General features: G+C 57.6%; 14 protein-coding genes and 1 tRNA gene. 5 read left to right on the top strand and 10 right to left on the bottom strand.

Annotated elements, in window-relative coordinates; translation table 11 throughout:
• The first annotated feature begins 145 nt into the window (after nt 1-145).
• Complete coding sequence (locus CQ017_RS11630; protein WP_105553844.1) at nt 146-589, top strand: DUF1801 domain-containing protein; 444 nt, start codon at nt 146-148, stop codon at nt 587-589.
• Nucleotides 590-672: 83 nt separating this feature from the next.
• On the opposite strand, the gene CQ017_RS11635 is transcribed toward CQ017_RS11630, so the two are convergent.
• The 3 genes from CQ017_RS11635 to CQ017_RS11645 all read right to left on the bottom strand — a co-directional run bounded on the left by CQ017_RS11635 (nt 673) and on the right by CQ017_RS11645 (nt 3,385).
• Nucleotides 673-1,653: a ribose-phosphate diphosphokinase gene (locus tag CQ017_RS11635; protein WP_096287589.1), complete on the bottom strand. Its 981-nt coding sequence runs from the start codon at nt 1,651-1,653 to the stop codon at nt 673-675.
• A 70-nt stretch (nt 1,654-1,723) separates the two neighbouring features.
• On the bottom strand, nt 1,724-3,175 hold the full coding sequence (gene glmU / locus CQ017_RS11640) for a bifunctional UDP-N-acetylglucosamine diphosphorylase/glucosamine-1-phosphate N-acetyltransferase GlmU (RefSeq protein ID WP_105553845.1): 1,452 nt from the start codon (nt 3,173-3,175) through the stop codon (nt 1,724-1,726).
• A gap of 135 nt (nt 3,176-3,310) precedes the next feature.
• Nucleotides 3,311-3,385, bottom strand: a tRNA-Gln gene (locus tag CQ017_RS11645).
• Between the two features lie 188 nt (nt 3,386-3,573).
• Here CQ017_RS11645 and CQ017_RS11650 point away from each other — a divergent pair.
• Entirely contained in the window at nt 3,574-5,361 is a 1,788-nt protein-coding gene (locus CQ017_RS11650; RefSeq protein WP_096287593.1) for an ABC-F family ATP-binding cassette domain-containing protein, read from the top strand.
• Between the two features lie 298 nt (nt 5,362-5,659).
• Here the strand turns inward: CQ017_RS11650 and CQ017_RS11655 are convergent, their stop codons facing one another.
• From CQ017_RS11655 to CQ017_RS11675, 5 genes are all read right to left on the bottom strand, one after another.
• Nucleotides 5,660-6,181, bottom strand: a complete 522-nt coding sequence (locus tag CQ017_RS11655; protein WP_105553846.1) for a GrpB family protein — start codon at nt 6,179-6,181, stop codon at nt 5,660-5,662.
• A gap of 99 nt (nt 6,182-6,280) precedes the next feature.
• Entirely contained in the window at nt 6,281-6,787 is a 507-nt protein-coding gene (locus tag CQ017_RS11660; RefSeq protein WP_105553847.1) for a GNAT family N-acetyltransferase, read from the bottom strand.
• 147 nt (nt 6,788-6,934) lie between these two features.
• On the bottom strand, nt 6,935-7,420 hold the full coding sequence (locus CQ017_RS11665; protein WP_181148478.1) for an AAA family ATPase: 486 nt from the start codon (nt 7,418-7,420) through the stop codon (nt 6,935-6,937).
• 355 nt (nt 7,421-7,775) lie between these two features.
• Nucleotides 7,776-8,222, bottom strand: a complete 447-nt coding sequence (locus CQ017_RS11670) for a cytidine deaminase (RefSeq protein WP_105553849.1) — start codon at nt 8,220-8,222, stop codon at nt 7,776-7,778.
• Between the two features lie 130 nt (nt 8,223-8,352).
• Complete coding sequence (locus tag CQ017_RS11675) at nt 8,353-8,910, bottom strand: TetR/AcrR family transcriptional regulator (protein ID WP_105553850.1); 558 nt, start codon at nt 8,908-8,910, stop codon at nt 8,353-8,355.
• A gap of 31 nt (nt 8,911-8,941) precedes the next feature.
• Between CQ017_RS11675 and CQ017_RS11680 the strand changes: the two genes are divergently transcribed.
• Together CQ017_RS11680 and CQ017_RS11685 are read left to right on the top strand one after the other, a co-directional pair.
• Nucleotides 8,942-10,504 (top strand): MFS transporter, encoded by a 1,563-nt coding sequence (locus CQ017_RS11680; protein ID WP_105553851.1) that lies wholly within the window; start codon nt 8,942-8,944, stop codon nt 10,502-10,504.
• Between the two features lie 281 nt (nt 10,505-10,785).
• Nucleotides 10,786-11,622, top strand: a complete 837-nt coding sequence (locus CQ017_RS11685; protein WP_105553852.1) for a serine hydrolase — start codon at nt 10,786-10,788, stop codon at nt 11,620-11,622.
• A 63-nt stretch (nt 11,623-11,685) separates the two neighbouring features.
• Here the strand turns inward: CQ017_RS11685 and CQ017_RS11690 are convergent, their stop codons facing one another.
• Nucleotides 11,686-12,237, bottom strand: coding sequence for a TetR/AcrR family transcriptional regulator (locus tag CQ017_RS11690; protein ID WP_219843933.1), 552 nt, complete (start codon nt 12,235-12,237; stop codon nt 11,686-11,688).
• A 7-nt stretch (nt 12,238-12,244) separates the two neighbouring features.
• Entirely contained in the window at nt 12,245-13,066 is an 822-nt protein-coding gene (locus CQ017_RS11695) for an alpha/beta fold hydrolase (RefSeq protein WP_105553854.1), read from the bottom strand.
• 297 nt (nt 13,067-13,363) lie between these two features.
• On the opposite strand from CQ017_RS11695, the gene CQ017_RS11700 reads away from it, so the two are divergent.
• Complete coding sequence (locus CQ017_RS11700) at nt 13,364-13,750, top strand: RidA family protein (protein WP_096253787.1); 387 nt, start codon at nt 13,364-13,366, stop codon at nt 13,748-13,750.
• Nucleotides 13,751-13,767: the final 17 nt, after the last annotated feature.

Here is a 13,767-nt window from a genome sequence, read left to right on the forward strand (position 1 = left end):
CCAGTTACTCACCCCGGAGAAAAAACATGTAGCCCATCCCACATCATCAAGAGATGATACCTTTTGGCATAGTTCCGCTCCCCCGGTAGCGTGGCAACAATCCAATAGATCAACGGTGAGAATCCGCCTAAACCAAGGAGCACTTGTGGCTACGAAACAACCAGCGATGTCACCGTCCGAGATGCCGGTTTCAGAAGTCTTGGACCGTGCCCCCGGGACACGGCGGGCCGAGGCCGAGGAGCTGCTGAGCCTCTATCAGGAAATCACGGCAGAGACACCGGTGGTCTGGGCCGGGAAAATCATCGGGTTCGGTGAATACGAATACTTCCATGCCAACGGGCGCAGCGCACGGGCGCCGCTCATGGCCTTCGCCCCAGGATCCGCAAAGCACACCCTCTATCTCCAAAGCGATTTCGCCGAGAAGTGGCCCGAACTGCTCGCGGCGCTCGGCCCGCACCGGGCCAGCAAGGCCTGCCTCTATCTGGGACGGCTGTCCAAGATCGATCTGGGCGTGCTTCGTGAGCTGCTCGAAGCCTCTCACACCTTGGCGCGCACCGAAGCCGGGCAGGGTCCGGTTTCCAACGGCTGAGCTTCATGCGCTGGTAAATAGCTTTTAACGGCCTCTGGCCGGCACCCGAAGGTGCCGGCCAGAGGCTTGCGAAACGAGGACTGCTAGGCGCGGCCGTCGAAGAGGTTCGTCACCGAACCTTCGTGGAAGACCTCGGAGATGGCGCGAGCCAGCATCGGTGCGATCGAGAGCACGGTGAGGTTCTCGAAGCGCTTCTCTTCAGGGATCGGCAGGGTGTTGGTGACAACCACTTCGGTGGCACCGGACTCGGCCAGACGCTGCGCGGCAGGCTCGGAGAACACCGCGTGGGTGGCGGCGATGATGACGTCCTTGGCTCCGGCTTCCTTCAGCACGCGCACCGCGCCGGCGATGGTTCCACCGGTGTCGATCATGTCGTCGATCAGCACCGCGGTGCGGCCTTCAACCTGGCCCACCACGGTTTTGGACTCGGCCTGGTTAGGCATGGTCAGATCGCGGGACTTGTGGACGAACGCCAGCGGGGCACCGCCGAGGCGTTCGGCCCACTGCTCGGCAACGCGCACGCGGCCGGTATCCGGGGACACCACGGTAACCTGCTCCACATCCACCTTGGTGCGGATGTAGTCGGCCAGCAGCGGGAAAGCAAACAGGTGGTCCACCGGACCGTCGAAGAAGCCCTGGATCTGCGCGGTGTGCAGATCGCAAGAGATCACCCGGTCTGCGCCTGCGGTCTTGAACAGGTCTGCGACCAGACGAGCCGAGATCGGCTCGCGGCCACGGCCTTTCTTGTCCTGGCGGGCATACGGGTAGAACGGTGCGACCACGGTGATGCGCCGCGCCGAGGCGCGCTTCATCGAATCGATCATGATCAGCTGTTCCATCAGCCAGTTGTTCAGTGGGGCCGGGTAGGACTGCAGCAGGAAGACTTCCTTGCCGCGGACCGACTCATCCGACCGAACGTAGATCTCGCCGTTAGCGAAGTCGTAGGCGTTCAACGGGAGCAGTTCGGTGTCCAGTTCCTTGGCGACTTCCGCTGCCAGTTCCGGGTGTGCCCGGCCGGTGGCCAGGACCAGCTTTTTATCGACATTATGGCTGATTTCACTCATGGGGTTTGCTTTCTCGCTCGCTTCGCTATCACGTATGAGGTGGTCTGAGGAAATGACTTCCTCGAATGAATTACTCGGAATCCGAGCCATTCAATGAGGACTTGAACGCGGCGTCGGCCGAAGGGGTGCCGGGGCGCTTCTCCAGCGTCCAGCCCTCGGTGTTGCGCTGCGGGGCCACGGACAGCGCAAGCGCACCGGCCGGGACGTTTTTGCGTACGATCGCGCCAGCGCCGGTGTAGGCGCCGTCCCCGAGTTCTACCGGGGCGATGAACACGGTGTTCGAGCTGGTGCGCACATGCGAACCGATCTTGGTGCGGTGCTTCTTTTCGCCATCGTAGTTGGCGGTGATGTTGCCGCAGCCGATATTGGTGAATTCGCCGATTTCGGCATCCCCGGCGTAGCCGAGGTGCGAGAGCTTGGAGCCGCGGCCGATGGTGACGTTCTTGGTTTCGTAGAACGCGCCGATCTTGCCGTCCGGGCCGAGCTCGGTCCCCGGGCGCAGGTAAGCGAATGGACCCACGCTGGCTCCCTCGGAGATGCGCGAGTCGGTAGCGTCGGTGCGCTTCACCGTGGCGTTCTGGCCGACCACCACGTTGGTCAAGGTGGTGTCGGGGCCAACTACCGCGTTGGTGCCGATGATGGTCTCCCCGTGCAGCTGGGTGCCCGGCTTCAGGGTGACATCCTGGCCAATGATGACCGTCGCGTCGATCCAGGTGGTGGCCGGATCAACGATGGTCACGCCCTGGCGCATCCAGAATTCGGCCTTGCGCTCGTTGTAGATGCGGGCCAGGTTGGAGACCTGGACGCGGTCGTTCGCGCCCTCGATCTGCCAGCGGTCGGCGATCTGCGAGGAAGCGACGCGGCCGCCACGCGAGCGAGCAATGGCGAGCACGTCGGTCAGGTACATTTCGCCCTGCGCGTTGTCGGTGGTGACCTCGGTCAGCGCCGAACGCAGCATGGCGGCATCGAATGCATAGATGCCGGAGTTGATTTCCTTGACGGCCAGCTCGGCCTCGTTGGCATCTTTCTGTTCGCGGATGCCGGAGACGTCCCCGTTCTCATCGCGAAGGATGCGCCCGTAGCCCGAAGGGTCATCCAGCTCGGTGGTCAGCACGGTGACCGCGTTGCCGCTGGCCTCGTGGGTGACAACCAATCCGGAGAGCACCTCGCTGGTGAGCAATGGCACATCGCCGTAGGTCACCACGACGGTTCCTTCGAGGGCTGGATCCACCGCTTCAAGGCCCTGCTGCACGGCGCGTCCGGTGCCGGGAACTTCGTCCTGGTCGGCAATGGTGATGTTCGGGAACTGGCCCAGAATATGCGCCGCCACGAGGTCACGCTGGTGACGCACCACGGCGACCAAGCTCTTTGGCTCCAACGCAGAAGCTGCGTGCAACGCGTGGGAAATCATGGAACGACCTGCGATTTCATGCATGATCTTCGGCTTCGCCGATTTCATCCGAGTTCCCGCGCCTGCGGCGAGGACGATAACGGCTACTGGTGCGTTGACCTGATCGCTCAAGTGCTTTCTCCTGCGAAGTCGAGTTTGAGGTTTCCGGCATTGAAGTAAAACCCCGGTGACAGTCTATCGCGCGGAAGAAGATCGGCTTAACTGGCGCCAAAAAGAAAAGCGCCCGCAGGGGGCGCTTGAGCAAAGTGGTTCCGCCCGTAGGATTCGAACCTACAATGCACAGCTCCAAAGGCTGGCGTGTTGCCATTACACCAGGGCGGAAAACGCACCGCGCGGGCATTGCCCGTTTAGCACGCTAATTATTCTGCCACGTTCCATGTCCTGAGTGAAATCGCACAACACACCCAAGAAGGGGTATTTTTGTCCTTCCAGCTGTTCTCCGGCAAAAAATCACCGGTTCCAGGTGATGCGGATCCGTCTCGATTTGCCCTGCTTCGTAAACTAGAGGTGTGGCTCATTTACTCGGGGGCGAAACCCTACATCTGGAATATCCCACTCACGTCGTATTCGACTCGGTCACCATCGGTATTTCCGAAGGTGACCGCATCGGGCTCGTGGGACGCAACGGCGAAGGCAAATCTTCGCTCCTACGCATGCTCGCGGGCAAAATCGAGCCGCACTCAGGCCGCGTGACTAGACGCAGCGGAGTGCGCGTCGGTGTGCTCGACCAGAGCGATACCTTGGATTCCGACGCTACCGTGCACTACGCGCTGGTCGGCGACATGGAAAACCACGAATGGGCCGGCGAGGCACGCATTCGCGATGTGGTTTCCGGCCTGGTGGCGGATTTGGATTGGGAAGCGAAAATTTCCACCCTCTCCGGCGGCCAGCGACGACGCGTCGCCTTGGCCGCATTGCTCGTCCAGGACTGGGACGTGGTCATCCTCGACGAGCCAACCAACCATTTGGACGTCGAAGGCATTTCGTGGCTGGCGAATCACGTGAAGAATCGCTGGGCGAAGAATTCGGGCGGGCTCATGGTCGTAACCCACGACCGCTGGTTCCTGGACGAGGTCTGCACCGACACCTGGGAAGTCCATGACCGCCTAGTTGAACCCTTCGAAGGCGGCTACGCCGCGTACATCCTGCAGCGCGTCGAGCGTGATCGCATTGCGGCGGTGACCGAAGGCAAGCGCCAGAACATGATGAAAAAGGAACTCGCTTGGCTTCGCCGAGGTGCCCCGGCGCGAACTGCCAAACCGAAGTTCCGCATCGAAGCGGCAAACCAGCTGATCGCCGACGTTCCACCGGTTCGCAATCCGCTGGAACTGAAGAAGATGGCAACCACGCGTCTGGGCAAGGATGTGGTGGATCTCTTGGACACCGAGGTCAGCTTCGGTGAGAAGCGCATCCTGAAGCCTTTCACCTGGCGCATCGCCCCGGGTGAGCGCACCGGCCTGCTCGGTGCCAACGGCGCAGGCAAGTCCACGCTCTTGGGCCTGATTGCAGGAACCGTATTGCCTACCGGCGGCACGATCAAGCGCGGCCAGACGGTTAAGCTCGCGGTGCTGGACCAGCAGTTCCGTGAATTGGAAAAGATCGGCGAGGATCGGGTCCGAGAGATCTTGGCCCGCTACCGCACTACTTTTAATGTGGACGGCAAGGATCTGACCCCGGCGCAGCTTTTGGAGCGCTTGGGCTTCTCCTCGGCACATCTGTCCACCAAGGTCCGGGAACTATCCGGTGGCCAGCGCCGCCGGCTTCAGTTGCTGATGATCCTGATGGATGAGCCAAATGTGCTGATCCTCGATGAGCCGACTAACGATGTTGATACCGACATGCTGGCCGCCCTCGAAGATCTGTTGGATTCTTGGCCAGGTACCTTGATTGTCGTTTCCCACGACCGCTACTTGCTAGAACGCGTCACCGATCAGCAGTACGCAATCCTCGATGGAAACTTCCGTCATGTGCCAGGTGGCGTAGATGAATACCTGGAGCTGCGCAGTTCAGAAAGCTCCAAGGGCTCGGGCAACCCCACAAGCGCTTCTGCAAAGGGCGGCAAAACTGCGGGCGGCTCGGGCGTTGACCGTCGAGCCGCGCAGAAAGAACTGAACGCGAACGTGCGCAAGGTCGGTCAGCTCGACCAGAAGATCAGCAAGCTGAACGAAAAGTTGGCAGCACATGATCAAAGCGACTTCGAAGGTCTGGGCAAGATCACGGCCGAGATTCGTGAACTTCGAGAACAAGTTGACGTCCTGGAAGAACGTTGGCTGGAACTGTCAGAATTAGTCGACTAGTCGGCCGCTTCGGGTACTTCCTGAATTGACGAAATTGTGGCGCAGAAACTTCGGTTTCTGCGCCACTATTTTTATGGAGCAAACGCCCAGAAATGTGTCCCGCTTAGCCCCCGTTCACCGGGCATTTTCTCGGGCGGGGTATATGGGAATGCGAAATCGTTGGAAACTCGAAGTTTTGAAAATATCAGAAGTCAGCTGAGCGTCTGTCCCGTATAACGACCGTCTTACGGGACATATTGAACGTACAGATCAAATGACCTGCGCGGACACTTATCTAGAGCCAAAATCTTCGCAGAAACTACTCACCCGCAATGACGCGCGAGATAAATTGAGCTTTTCCGTTGTTGTAGGAGAGCCGGTCAGTGCTGTAGCGGTCAGCGAGACCGGACTTAAGCGTGGCGTATTCGGCGGCAAGATTCGGATCGGCTCGAAGCTTTTCGCGGAAACGCAACACGTCGTGTTCCCAAGCTGATCCTTCTTCGCAGACGTGTATGTGCACGACGCGAGGTTCACCGGCTGGTGGGCGAAAGAATCGGTGGTCGGGTTCGCGTTGCCGAAGCACGAGACCTAACGATTCAAGTCCAGGACGATAGGCCGATTCATCGTTTATATCTGGCACAGATACTTGTAGGTCAAGTACGGGCTTGGCGATCAGGCCAGGGATCGATGTTGACCCTACATGTTCTATTCGCGCAACCGTGGGAACGATGGCCGATTGGATTCGGTTAGACCATTCAGCCGCTACCAATGGCCACAGTGGATCAGCTTCCTTTAGTTCCACTGGCTCCCCACCAGGCTTATCAAACCACTCATTTGTCATGATCCAATTCTCACCCAAATTTCCCGCTCAAGGTTCCCCATACGATGAATCAGCTACGCGTCTAGCGCCCAGCGTTCGGCTACATGAATTTCCGGGGGCTTAGTCGTGGAGAATTATTTGGTAAAGGTTCTGGTCTTGCCATTCCCCGGCAATCTTCAAGTACCCTGGAGCCATTCCAATCTGCCGAAAACCCGCCTTCAATAGCACTCGTTGCGAGCCAATATTGTGCAGGAGGGTGCTCGCTTCGATGCGGTGCAGCCCAAGTTCGTCACGTGCCGTTTCAACGATCGCTTGTACCGCTGCCGAGGCAAGTCCCCGGCCAGCATAGGAGCTATCCACCCAGTAACCTAGCCCAGCGCTCTGAAATGGTCCACGCACGATTCCAGCCACATTGAAGCGGCCTACGAGGGCACCGTCAGCAAACAAGCCCAAGGGATACCCCTCGCCGGCTTGATGCGCAACCAGACGGCTGGCGATGTCAGCCTCCTGCCACGCCTCGGTGTAGTACTCTTCAGGACGAACCGGCTCCCACGCAGAGAGGTACTCACGGTTCCGCACATACGCAGCGGCAAGCGCCGGCGCATCACTCGAACGCAGGACTCGCATACTGACATTTTCACTAAGCTGACGCGATTTAAACACCCGTCAATGGTACACGCGGTCTACTCTCATATGTCGCCCGGTCAAGGTTCCTCTTACGTACGTTTCCCCAGAGGACCGGCTTACGGGAAACCTGTAGGTGAAAAGTTCCTTCTAGCGGGTGGGGCGCTGCAAAATACGTTCAACGATTTGCTCGGGAGTTTCATCAGCAACAATTCGCATCTCTGATACGAACGGAAGAGGCTGCCATCCGTGGTACCAACCGCGCATATCTTTATCGCTGAATTCAGTGGCTTGCGGTCTCGTCGAATGTCGATTGACAGTCTCTTCGAAAGCGAGATCGAATGAATAAAATCTGGCATCAGCAGTATGCGCTGCCACGCGCTCTAACATTCCCCCGTATCTGGAGGCGTTAAAGATCCCTTCCAGGATTACGTTGTGTCCACGGTTTAGACAATGAATGGCAGCAATTTCGAGTAGGTCTGCGTGAGCTAGGCTTTCCTGCTCTCGCTCATGGTAAATAACTCTGCGAAAGTGATCCTGCTGAAGCACCGCTGTAAGTTTCCCGAGTTTGGTTTGCAGCATGCGCGCGATCGTGCTTTTCCCTGAGGCTGAATTTCCACGAATCACTATCAACATACACATCACCTGCATTCCTTAAGATCCAAATATGAAACCGATACGCATCGCTGCACGCAGATGACCTCATTCTAGCTCTGGCATAGATGACGGCGTCCCACAGAGCGTTCGGCATGCGGGCGTACTGCCCAGATGCTGAAGGCTCCGAACACCCACCGCAAACTCATCGGCTAGCGACCGGCTCATGGGACGGATCGTAGACTCTCATTTTTAGGGAACCTAAAATCTGGCACGACTCCAAAAATGGTCCGCTTAGTGCAACATGGCATTGCAATTAGTAAAGCGTGGACTGCATTAGCCAGTGGAATGTATGCGGGACGAAAGCCAACGACGCGAAAAGAAGTGTTGCCTTCGGTTATCCGTTGTGGTCCGCAGTAGTTGGCCATGCCCCATCATCGGTGAACTCCGTGGCCCAGTAGTACGGATTGACTTCAATCAGCGTACGCGCAGCCCACCCTCCAGCTGAGCCGGGATCTGATACCGCGACCTGAACGTCCGGCCCCCAAAGTGCGAGTCTTTCTTGACAAAGACCACAAGGAGCAAGAATCGTAACTTGGTCTTCACCGGCTGCCTTGCTCACGCAAACTGAGGCGGTTACTCGTCGATCCATGTTGTACGCCTGACAGATGGCACCCGTTTCAGCACACAGGTTAGCCGCAGCATTAAAATTGTCGAGGCTGATGCTAGTTAATATTTGTCCATCTTCGAGGTACAAGGCGGCAGCGACGGCCTGCTCCGCATCTGGCCAGCGACGATTGATGTGTTCTATTGCCGCGTTGACGAGTTTTTGGTTAAGTTTCATAAACGCATTCTGGCATGAACCACTCAGCAAAATGTTATTGGCTAGTTCTAACCTTTCAAATTCCCGCGTCTGTTCATTCCGTCGACCGTCCAACTGAGCGTTCGGCTTGCGGGATTCCGTGCTAGGTGGCCTAGATGGTGAGCAAATGATTGATGATTGGACGCAGTGCCGTACAGAATTCCGCTGCCTGTGTCGGGTCATATAGAAGCCGGAGCGCGAAGCCGTCTGAAATAGCAATGATGCCAGCCGCAGCAGCTTCCGGTTGCGCTGTACCAAAAGACCGCAAGGCCTCTACCAATTGTTCAGAGACTAGCTTGTCCTGGCCTATAAGGATTTCAGCGATCCACGGTGTGTGGATAGCCTCGGCAGCGAAGGCATTCCAGGCGATGGCCTCTTCTCTGCGCTGCTGGTCGAGGGGCAAAGTTTCCTCGACCATGCGAACCAGGTAGTCCACCGCATCTCCACTGAAAGGGAGAGCATTCATACGCGCCTCGGCTCTGGAAATAACCAGATTAACGGCGGCACGGAGCAGGGCTTCCTTGTTGGAGAACGTCTTTTGCAAGGCCCCGACGGACCAGCCCGAATCTGCTGCCACGGTTCGGATACTGACAGCTTGGATACCGCCACGAACAATCAGGTCCAGTACCGATGCGGCAAAGGCTTCCCGCTTATTTATCCCTGATTTCATAAACACCAGAATACGTGTGTATTCTCTGAATATGAAATCGCCATCAACTACCCAGAGCGCTCCCGTTCGCCAATCCTCAGCGAGGTGGTCGGCAGCGCTGGTCGGTGGCCCCGCAGACTTGCTGGATTTCCTTATTCCCCTTTGGGCGGGAACAGCGCTCGGGCTGGATGCGACCGTGATAGGCGTACTGGTTGCAGCGGAACTCTTTGTCTCTTTTGCCGCCAGGTTTCCCGCCGGGCTGCTGGCCGATGTGTGGGAACGTCGGAATATTGCAGCTGCTGGGGCAGTGTTGTATGGGCTCTCGTGCGCTGGATATGCACTATCCGCGGGTTCGGCAATGGCCTTTATCTCGGCGGCACTCGGTGGGTTTGGGGGTGCGTTGTTCTGGGTGTCGTTACGGGCCATAGTGAGCGAATCGGCGGGCACAGATTCGTTTGCCTTTCCCAAGCTGATGACGTGGCAGGAAACTGGATCTTGGGTGGCCTTCGTCGCCGGCCTGACACTAATCAGTTCACTGAATTTCCAAGGTGTTTTCTGGGCCGCTTCCGGTGCCTGCTTCGTCGCTGCGGTAATGATCGCAACAGCACCTCGACGCGCCACTGTGTCCCCGAAACAGGCAGAGTCAGCCTTCCCGACGCAGCGACTACGACCAATGCTGGTTGCTACCGCACTAACCTCGCTGGCTGAAGCAGCAATTGGCTTGCTGTTGCTGCTGCACCTTCAAAAGGCTTTCGACCTCGACGTGGTTTCCATCGCGCTGGTATTCCTGCCTGGCGCCATCGTGATAAGCCTGGTTCCAGGGCCAGCACACCGGATCACTTTGAGGATCGGACGGCGCAGAGTCGCAGCTATCGCAGCGCTATCCAGTGCCACATTCGCGTTCACTTTAGCGTTCGCGCCCTCACCTTTGCCGATCGCCGCCCTGTGGATTCTTAGTGCAGCGGCGTGGGCAGCTATCATCCCGATCGAGCAATCCGTCATCGCCGAGGTAGCACGTGAACGCGGCGGAAAAGGATTTGGGCTCTACGAGTCAGCCAAGTTGGCCGGTGCCGGAGTCGGTGCGCTAGTGGCTGGCGTCAGCTATGAGACAACTTCCTGGCAGGTTGCCTGCATCCTGTTTGCGAGCGTCATCGCCGCCGGAGCCATCGTCACGCCGTGGGCTGTACGTCGTTCTGGCGCCGCCAACGTCCCCCGGGACGAGCCAAGCCCGGTGACAGCACCGGCTGTTTCTACTTCAGAGGAAATGAACACGCCAGGCCCACAGGCCTGGCAACCCGAACATAACCAAGAGGAAAAGATGATGGCAACAACCAAGGCAGATAACTCCAAACTCACTGGCCTCGGCTGGCATCTACTCATTTTCGCCATCGCTCAGATCGCACTGGCCTTCACGGGCATGTCCTGGATAGTGGACTCATTCAGCACCAACGACTTCGGCGAACACCTCGCCTCCGGAGGCCGACCCGAGCTCGAAGGAATCCCAAGCTTCTTGTACGGCGCAGGAAAGATATGGGTCATCTTCTTCGTCATCGACGTCATATGGACACTGATCTCTAGTCGAAAAGGCAGCCAGACCCCGAACAAACAAGAGTAGTAAGCAATCCCAATCGAGAATGCCGGTCGCCCTAGCGGGGATTGCGGTCACACTAGTCACCAACTCGTATGTATCGGCTTGCGCAAGCTCGCCTACCACGGCCGGTTCCAACTTCAACCTGCTCCATCGCTGAATTACGGTCAACAAATAAATCTGAGCCGAACTCATCAAATAGTATCCCAGTGAAGGTTCCTCTTGTGCGCATTGAAATCGATCGTTTAGGAAATCAATTCAGGTGGGCACTTATCCCTCTTGTCCGAGCCTGATGGCAGGATGGAGATATGCAGCACACTGTCCCTATTTACAGCATCGCGAAATCCTACACCGCCGCCGCTGTTCTCTTGACGTTTAATCCGCAACTACACATCGGTGATCGCCTGGTCTGGCTACCAGCGCAGTTGAAATCTCTGTCGTTCGAAGACTTGCTCTCACACCGTTCCGGGCTCAATGATTATTTTGTTTGGCCGGACTATCGAGCTGCAGTAGAGAACGCCGCAGAACCTTGGGACGCAATGGACATCATTGCGCGTGCAGAGGTGCAAAACCCTGGCGGTTTTAGCTATTCAAATATCGGATATCTACTTCTACGCTTAGCTCTCGAAGAATTCCACCAGAAGCCTTTTTACAACGTGCTCGACAACTTGATCTTTAGCCCTCTTGGGATTCAAGCCTCTCCTTTTGATTCCCCTGATGATTGGGAACAATGCAATCATCCCGCGATCACTGAAGAACTACGCAACTACCACCCAGGATGGGTGTACACCGGAACTTTCGCGGCCACACCCGATGAAGCTGCACGTGGAATTGCGTTAATCATGCGAAACGAGCTGGGGTCGGCTTTGCCTGAAGCAATGTCGAAAACCCATTTGGTTGGTGCTCCGCAGAATCATCCAATGTCGCCGGAAGCTGGGTACGGGCTGGGACTTATGACGCGCGGTCTACCTCCAGTTGTTGTTGGGCATGGCGGGCAAGGCCCGGGGTTCAATCACTTCGCTGCAGTCAGTTCCGATGGTTCTCGCTGGTGCGGAGATACGAGCGCGCAGGAAGGTGAAGATCAGGATTTGATCCGTCGATGCGTGGCCGCTGTGACCAACGATGATCTCACGGTGTCCCAGTAAAGGTTCCCCCATGGATAGGTAGTCGCGATTCCATCGCTACCCCTTACCCCTGATGTACAAGCATCACCGAGACCAAGTGTCCAGGGCCACGACGACGCTCTCCGTCAGTCTGGCGAAGCTGCGCTCCAGGTCCACAGGAAGCTCGAATGCCCCGCGCGTTTCAAGGTCAACGAAGCCATGGAGCGAGGACCGAAGGAATCGTGTGGCATCCACGGCGTCGTCCCCGAGGAGCCCGTAGCCCTCGAGGACGTTGAAAACGACGTCAGAGATTGACGATGAGACACAAGCGTCATCGTCGTCGCCGGAAGCGGGCGCATGTACCGTCATCGGGTACTGTCCGGGATGTTGCAGTGCCCAACGACGATAAGCAAGCGCCAGCGCCCTGATGGCATCGTCTCGGGAGCGTCCGATGGCAGATTGTCCGAGGACGTGGGCCAGACTCGTTTTGGCACGAAGCATGATGTCGCGTTGCAGGCCTGGCATTCCGTCGATGTGTTTGTAGAGGGATGGGGTCCGCACACCTAGGCTCTCTGCCAGGACGGAAAGGCTCAATCCGTCAAGGCTACGGTCATCGAGAATCAGCGCCGCCCGCTCGACGACTATCGTTCTGTTCAATCCGGGCCTAGACATGATTGTTGAGCGCGCTGAGGAACTTGATAATAGCGGTCGAGGTAATCCCTGGTTGCTGCGATTGGGGATAGTGGCCGGCATCGGGAATGATGACGGCAGATCCGTGAAGTGTATGCGCGATCCAGTCTGCTTCGGCCGTGGGGTCCTTGAAGTCCGGGTCTTTCTCGCCCATGAGGACAAGCGTCGGCGAATCCACCGCGGCTAGGCATTCGCCTGCCCGCAGGTGGTCGGTGCGCGTGGTGAGGCAGAAGGCCCTTCTGTAGCCGGGTCGTTTCATGCTCTTGAATGCTGCCTGGCGGTATTCGGCGAAGTCCGCGGGCTTGGTGCCGGCGTAGAGGGTAGGCAGGTAAGCTTTCCAAGCCGCTGGTGCCCAGGGACGTACCATCATGATCCGGAAGAGGAGGTTCTCGACGGCGTTCGTGGATGGTTGGCGAACGAAGGGGCCGATCAGGACGAGTCCACTGATGAGCTCGGGGTGCTCAGCCGCAACGATTACTGCCGCACCTGCAGCCATCGAGTTGCCGACAACGATGGCGGGACCACCCAGTTTCCGTAGCAACCCCTCGATATCCTCGGCCGTGTCGACGTCGCCGTAGCTAGGGAACGAGGCATCGCTGTCCCCGTGTCCCCGCAGGTCCGTTGTGGCAACGGTATATCCGGCGGCAACAAGCGCTGGGGTTAGGAAGCGGTATGTAGACCGCAGTTCGCCCATTCCCGGAACAAGCAGGATGAGCGGCCCTGTGCCTTGGATGTCGTAGGCAATTTTCCCCTGCGTTGGGAGCTGCAAGTATTTCGTTACGAGTCGCGATGCCATAAGGCTAATCTACTTAGCTTAGAAGATAAGTGCAATAGCCTTGAAGTTGTTGCCATGCCCCTTGCTCGGCGAAGCCTGGTGCTTCTACGCTTTGTCGTGAAATATGTGGAGCCCGAGTGTCCCACTGAACGTTCCTCTTACGGGCGTTCCTCTCGGGGACCGTCTTACGGGTCGATCTGGTCGGCACTTAAGAACCTCGATGCCAATCGACACACAGGATTGTTTCCTGATGCCCCGATATAGTGTTGGACTATTCTTAACGCCCTCATATTCTTTTGAAAGTTGAATGAAATAACCATGGCGAAGCACCATTTCAGTCCAAACCTTCACCAGTCCACGGCCCCGTTTTCACATTTCGTACAACACGGTGACACAGGGTATACCGCAGGAATCATCGGCCAGCGTACGGATGACGGGACGCTCGTTTCGGACGATGTCGCTGAACAGTGCGAAGCCATGATGAAGAACCTGGAGACGCTGCTGGGCGAGATTGAATTGAACACATCGGACCTTCTGCGCACCACAATCTATTTGACGGACTACAAGGATTTTGCAGCCATCAACGCCGTCTATGCCAAGCATTTGGAAGCGCCGTACCCGGTTCGGACAACGATCCAGGTAGCGGCGCTTCCACTCGGCGCAAAGGTGCAGATCGACACGGTTCTTCGGCTTCAGAACGCATAGTTCCGCCGCGCCGCTGA

The organism is Arthrobacter sp. MYb224 (genome assembly GCF_002975455.1).
In the GTDB taxonomy this organism is placed as follows: Bacteria; Actinomycetota; Actinomycetes; order Actinomycetales; family Micrococcaceae; genus Glutamicibacter.

Excerpts from the sequence above, each read along its gene's own strand:
- CQ017_RS11680 (WP_105553851.1), top strand. The coding sequence starts at position 8,942 with ATGAAATCGCCATCAACTACCCAGAGCGCTCCCGTTCGCCAATCCTCA.
- CQ017_RS11635 (WP_096287589.1), bottom strand. The coding sequence starts at position 1,653 with ATGAGTGAAATCAGCCATAATGTCGATAAAAAGCTGGTCCTGGCCACC.
- CQ017_RS11670 (WP_105553849.1), bottom strand. The coding sequence starts at position 8,222 with ATGAAACTTAACCAAAAACTCGTCAACGCGGCAATAGAACACATCAAT.
- CQ017_RS11665 (WP_181148478.1), bottom strand. The coding sequence starts at position 7,420 with ATGTTGATAGTGATTCGTGGAAATTCAGCCTCAGGGAAAAGCACGATC.
- CQ017_RS11660 (WP_105553847.1), bottom strand. The coding sequence starts at position 6,787 with ATGCGAGTCCTGCGTTCGAGTGATGCGCCGGCGCTTGCCGCTGCGTAT.
- CQ017_RS11685 (WP_105553852.1), top strand. The coding sequence starts at position 10,786 with ATGCAGCACACTGTCCCTATTTACAGCATCGCGAAATCCTACACCGCC.
- CQ017_RS11700 (WP_096253787.1), top strand. The coding sequence starts at position 13,364 with ATGGCGAAGCACCATTTCAGTCCAAACCTTCACCAGTCCACGGCCCCG.
- CQ017_RS11655 (WP_105553846.1), bottom strand. The coding sequence starts at position 6,181 with ATGACAAATGAGTGGTTTGATAAGCCTGGTGGGGAGCCAGTGGAACTA.
- CQ017_RS11695 (WP_105553854.1), bottom strand. The coding sequence starts at position 13,066 with ATGGCATCGCGACTCGTAACGAAATACTTGCAGCTCCCAACGCAGGGG.
- CQ017_RS11675 (WP_105553850.1), bottom strand. The coding sequence starts at position 8,910 with ATGAAATCAGGGATAAATAAGCGGGAAGCCTTTGCCGCATCGGTACTG.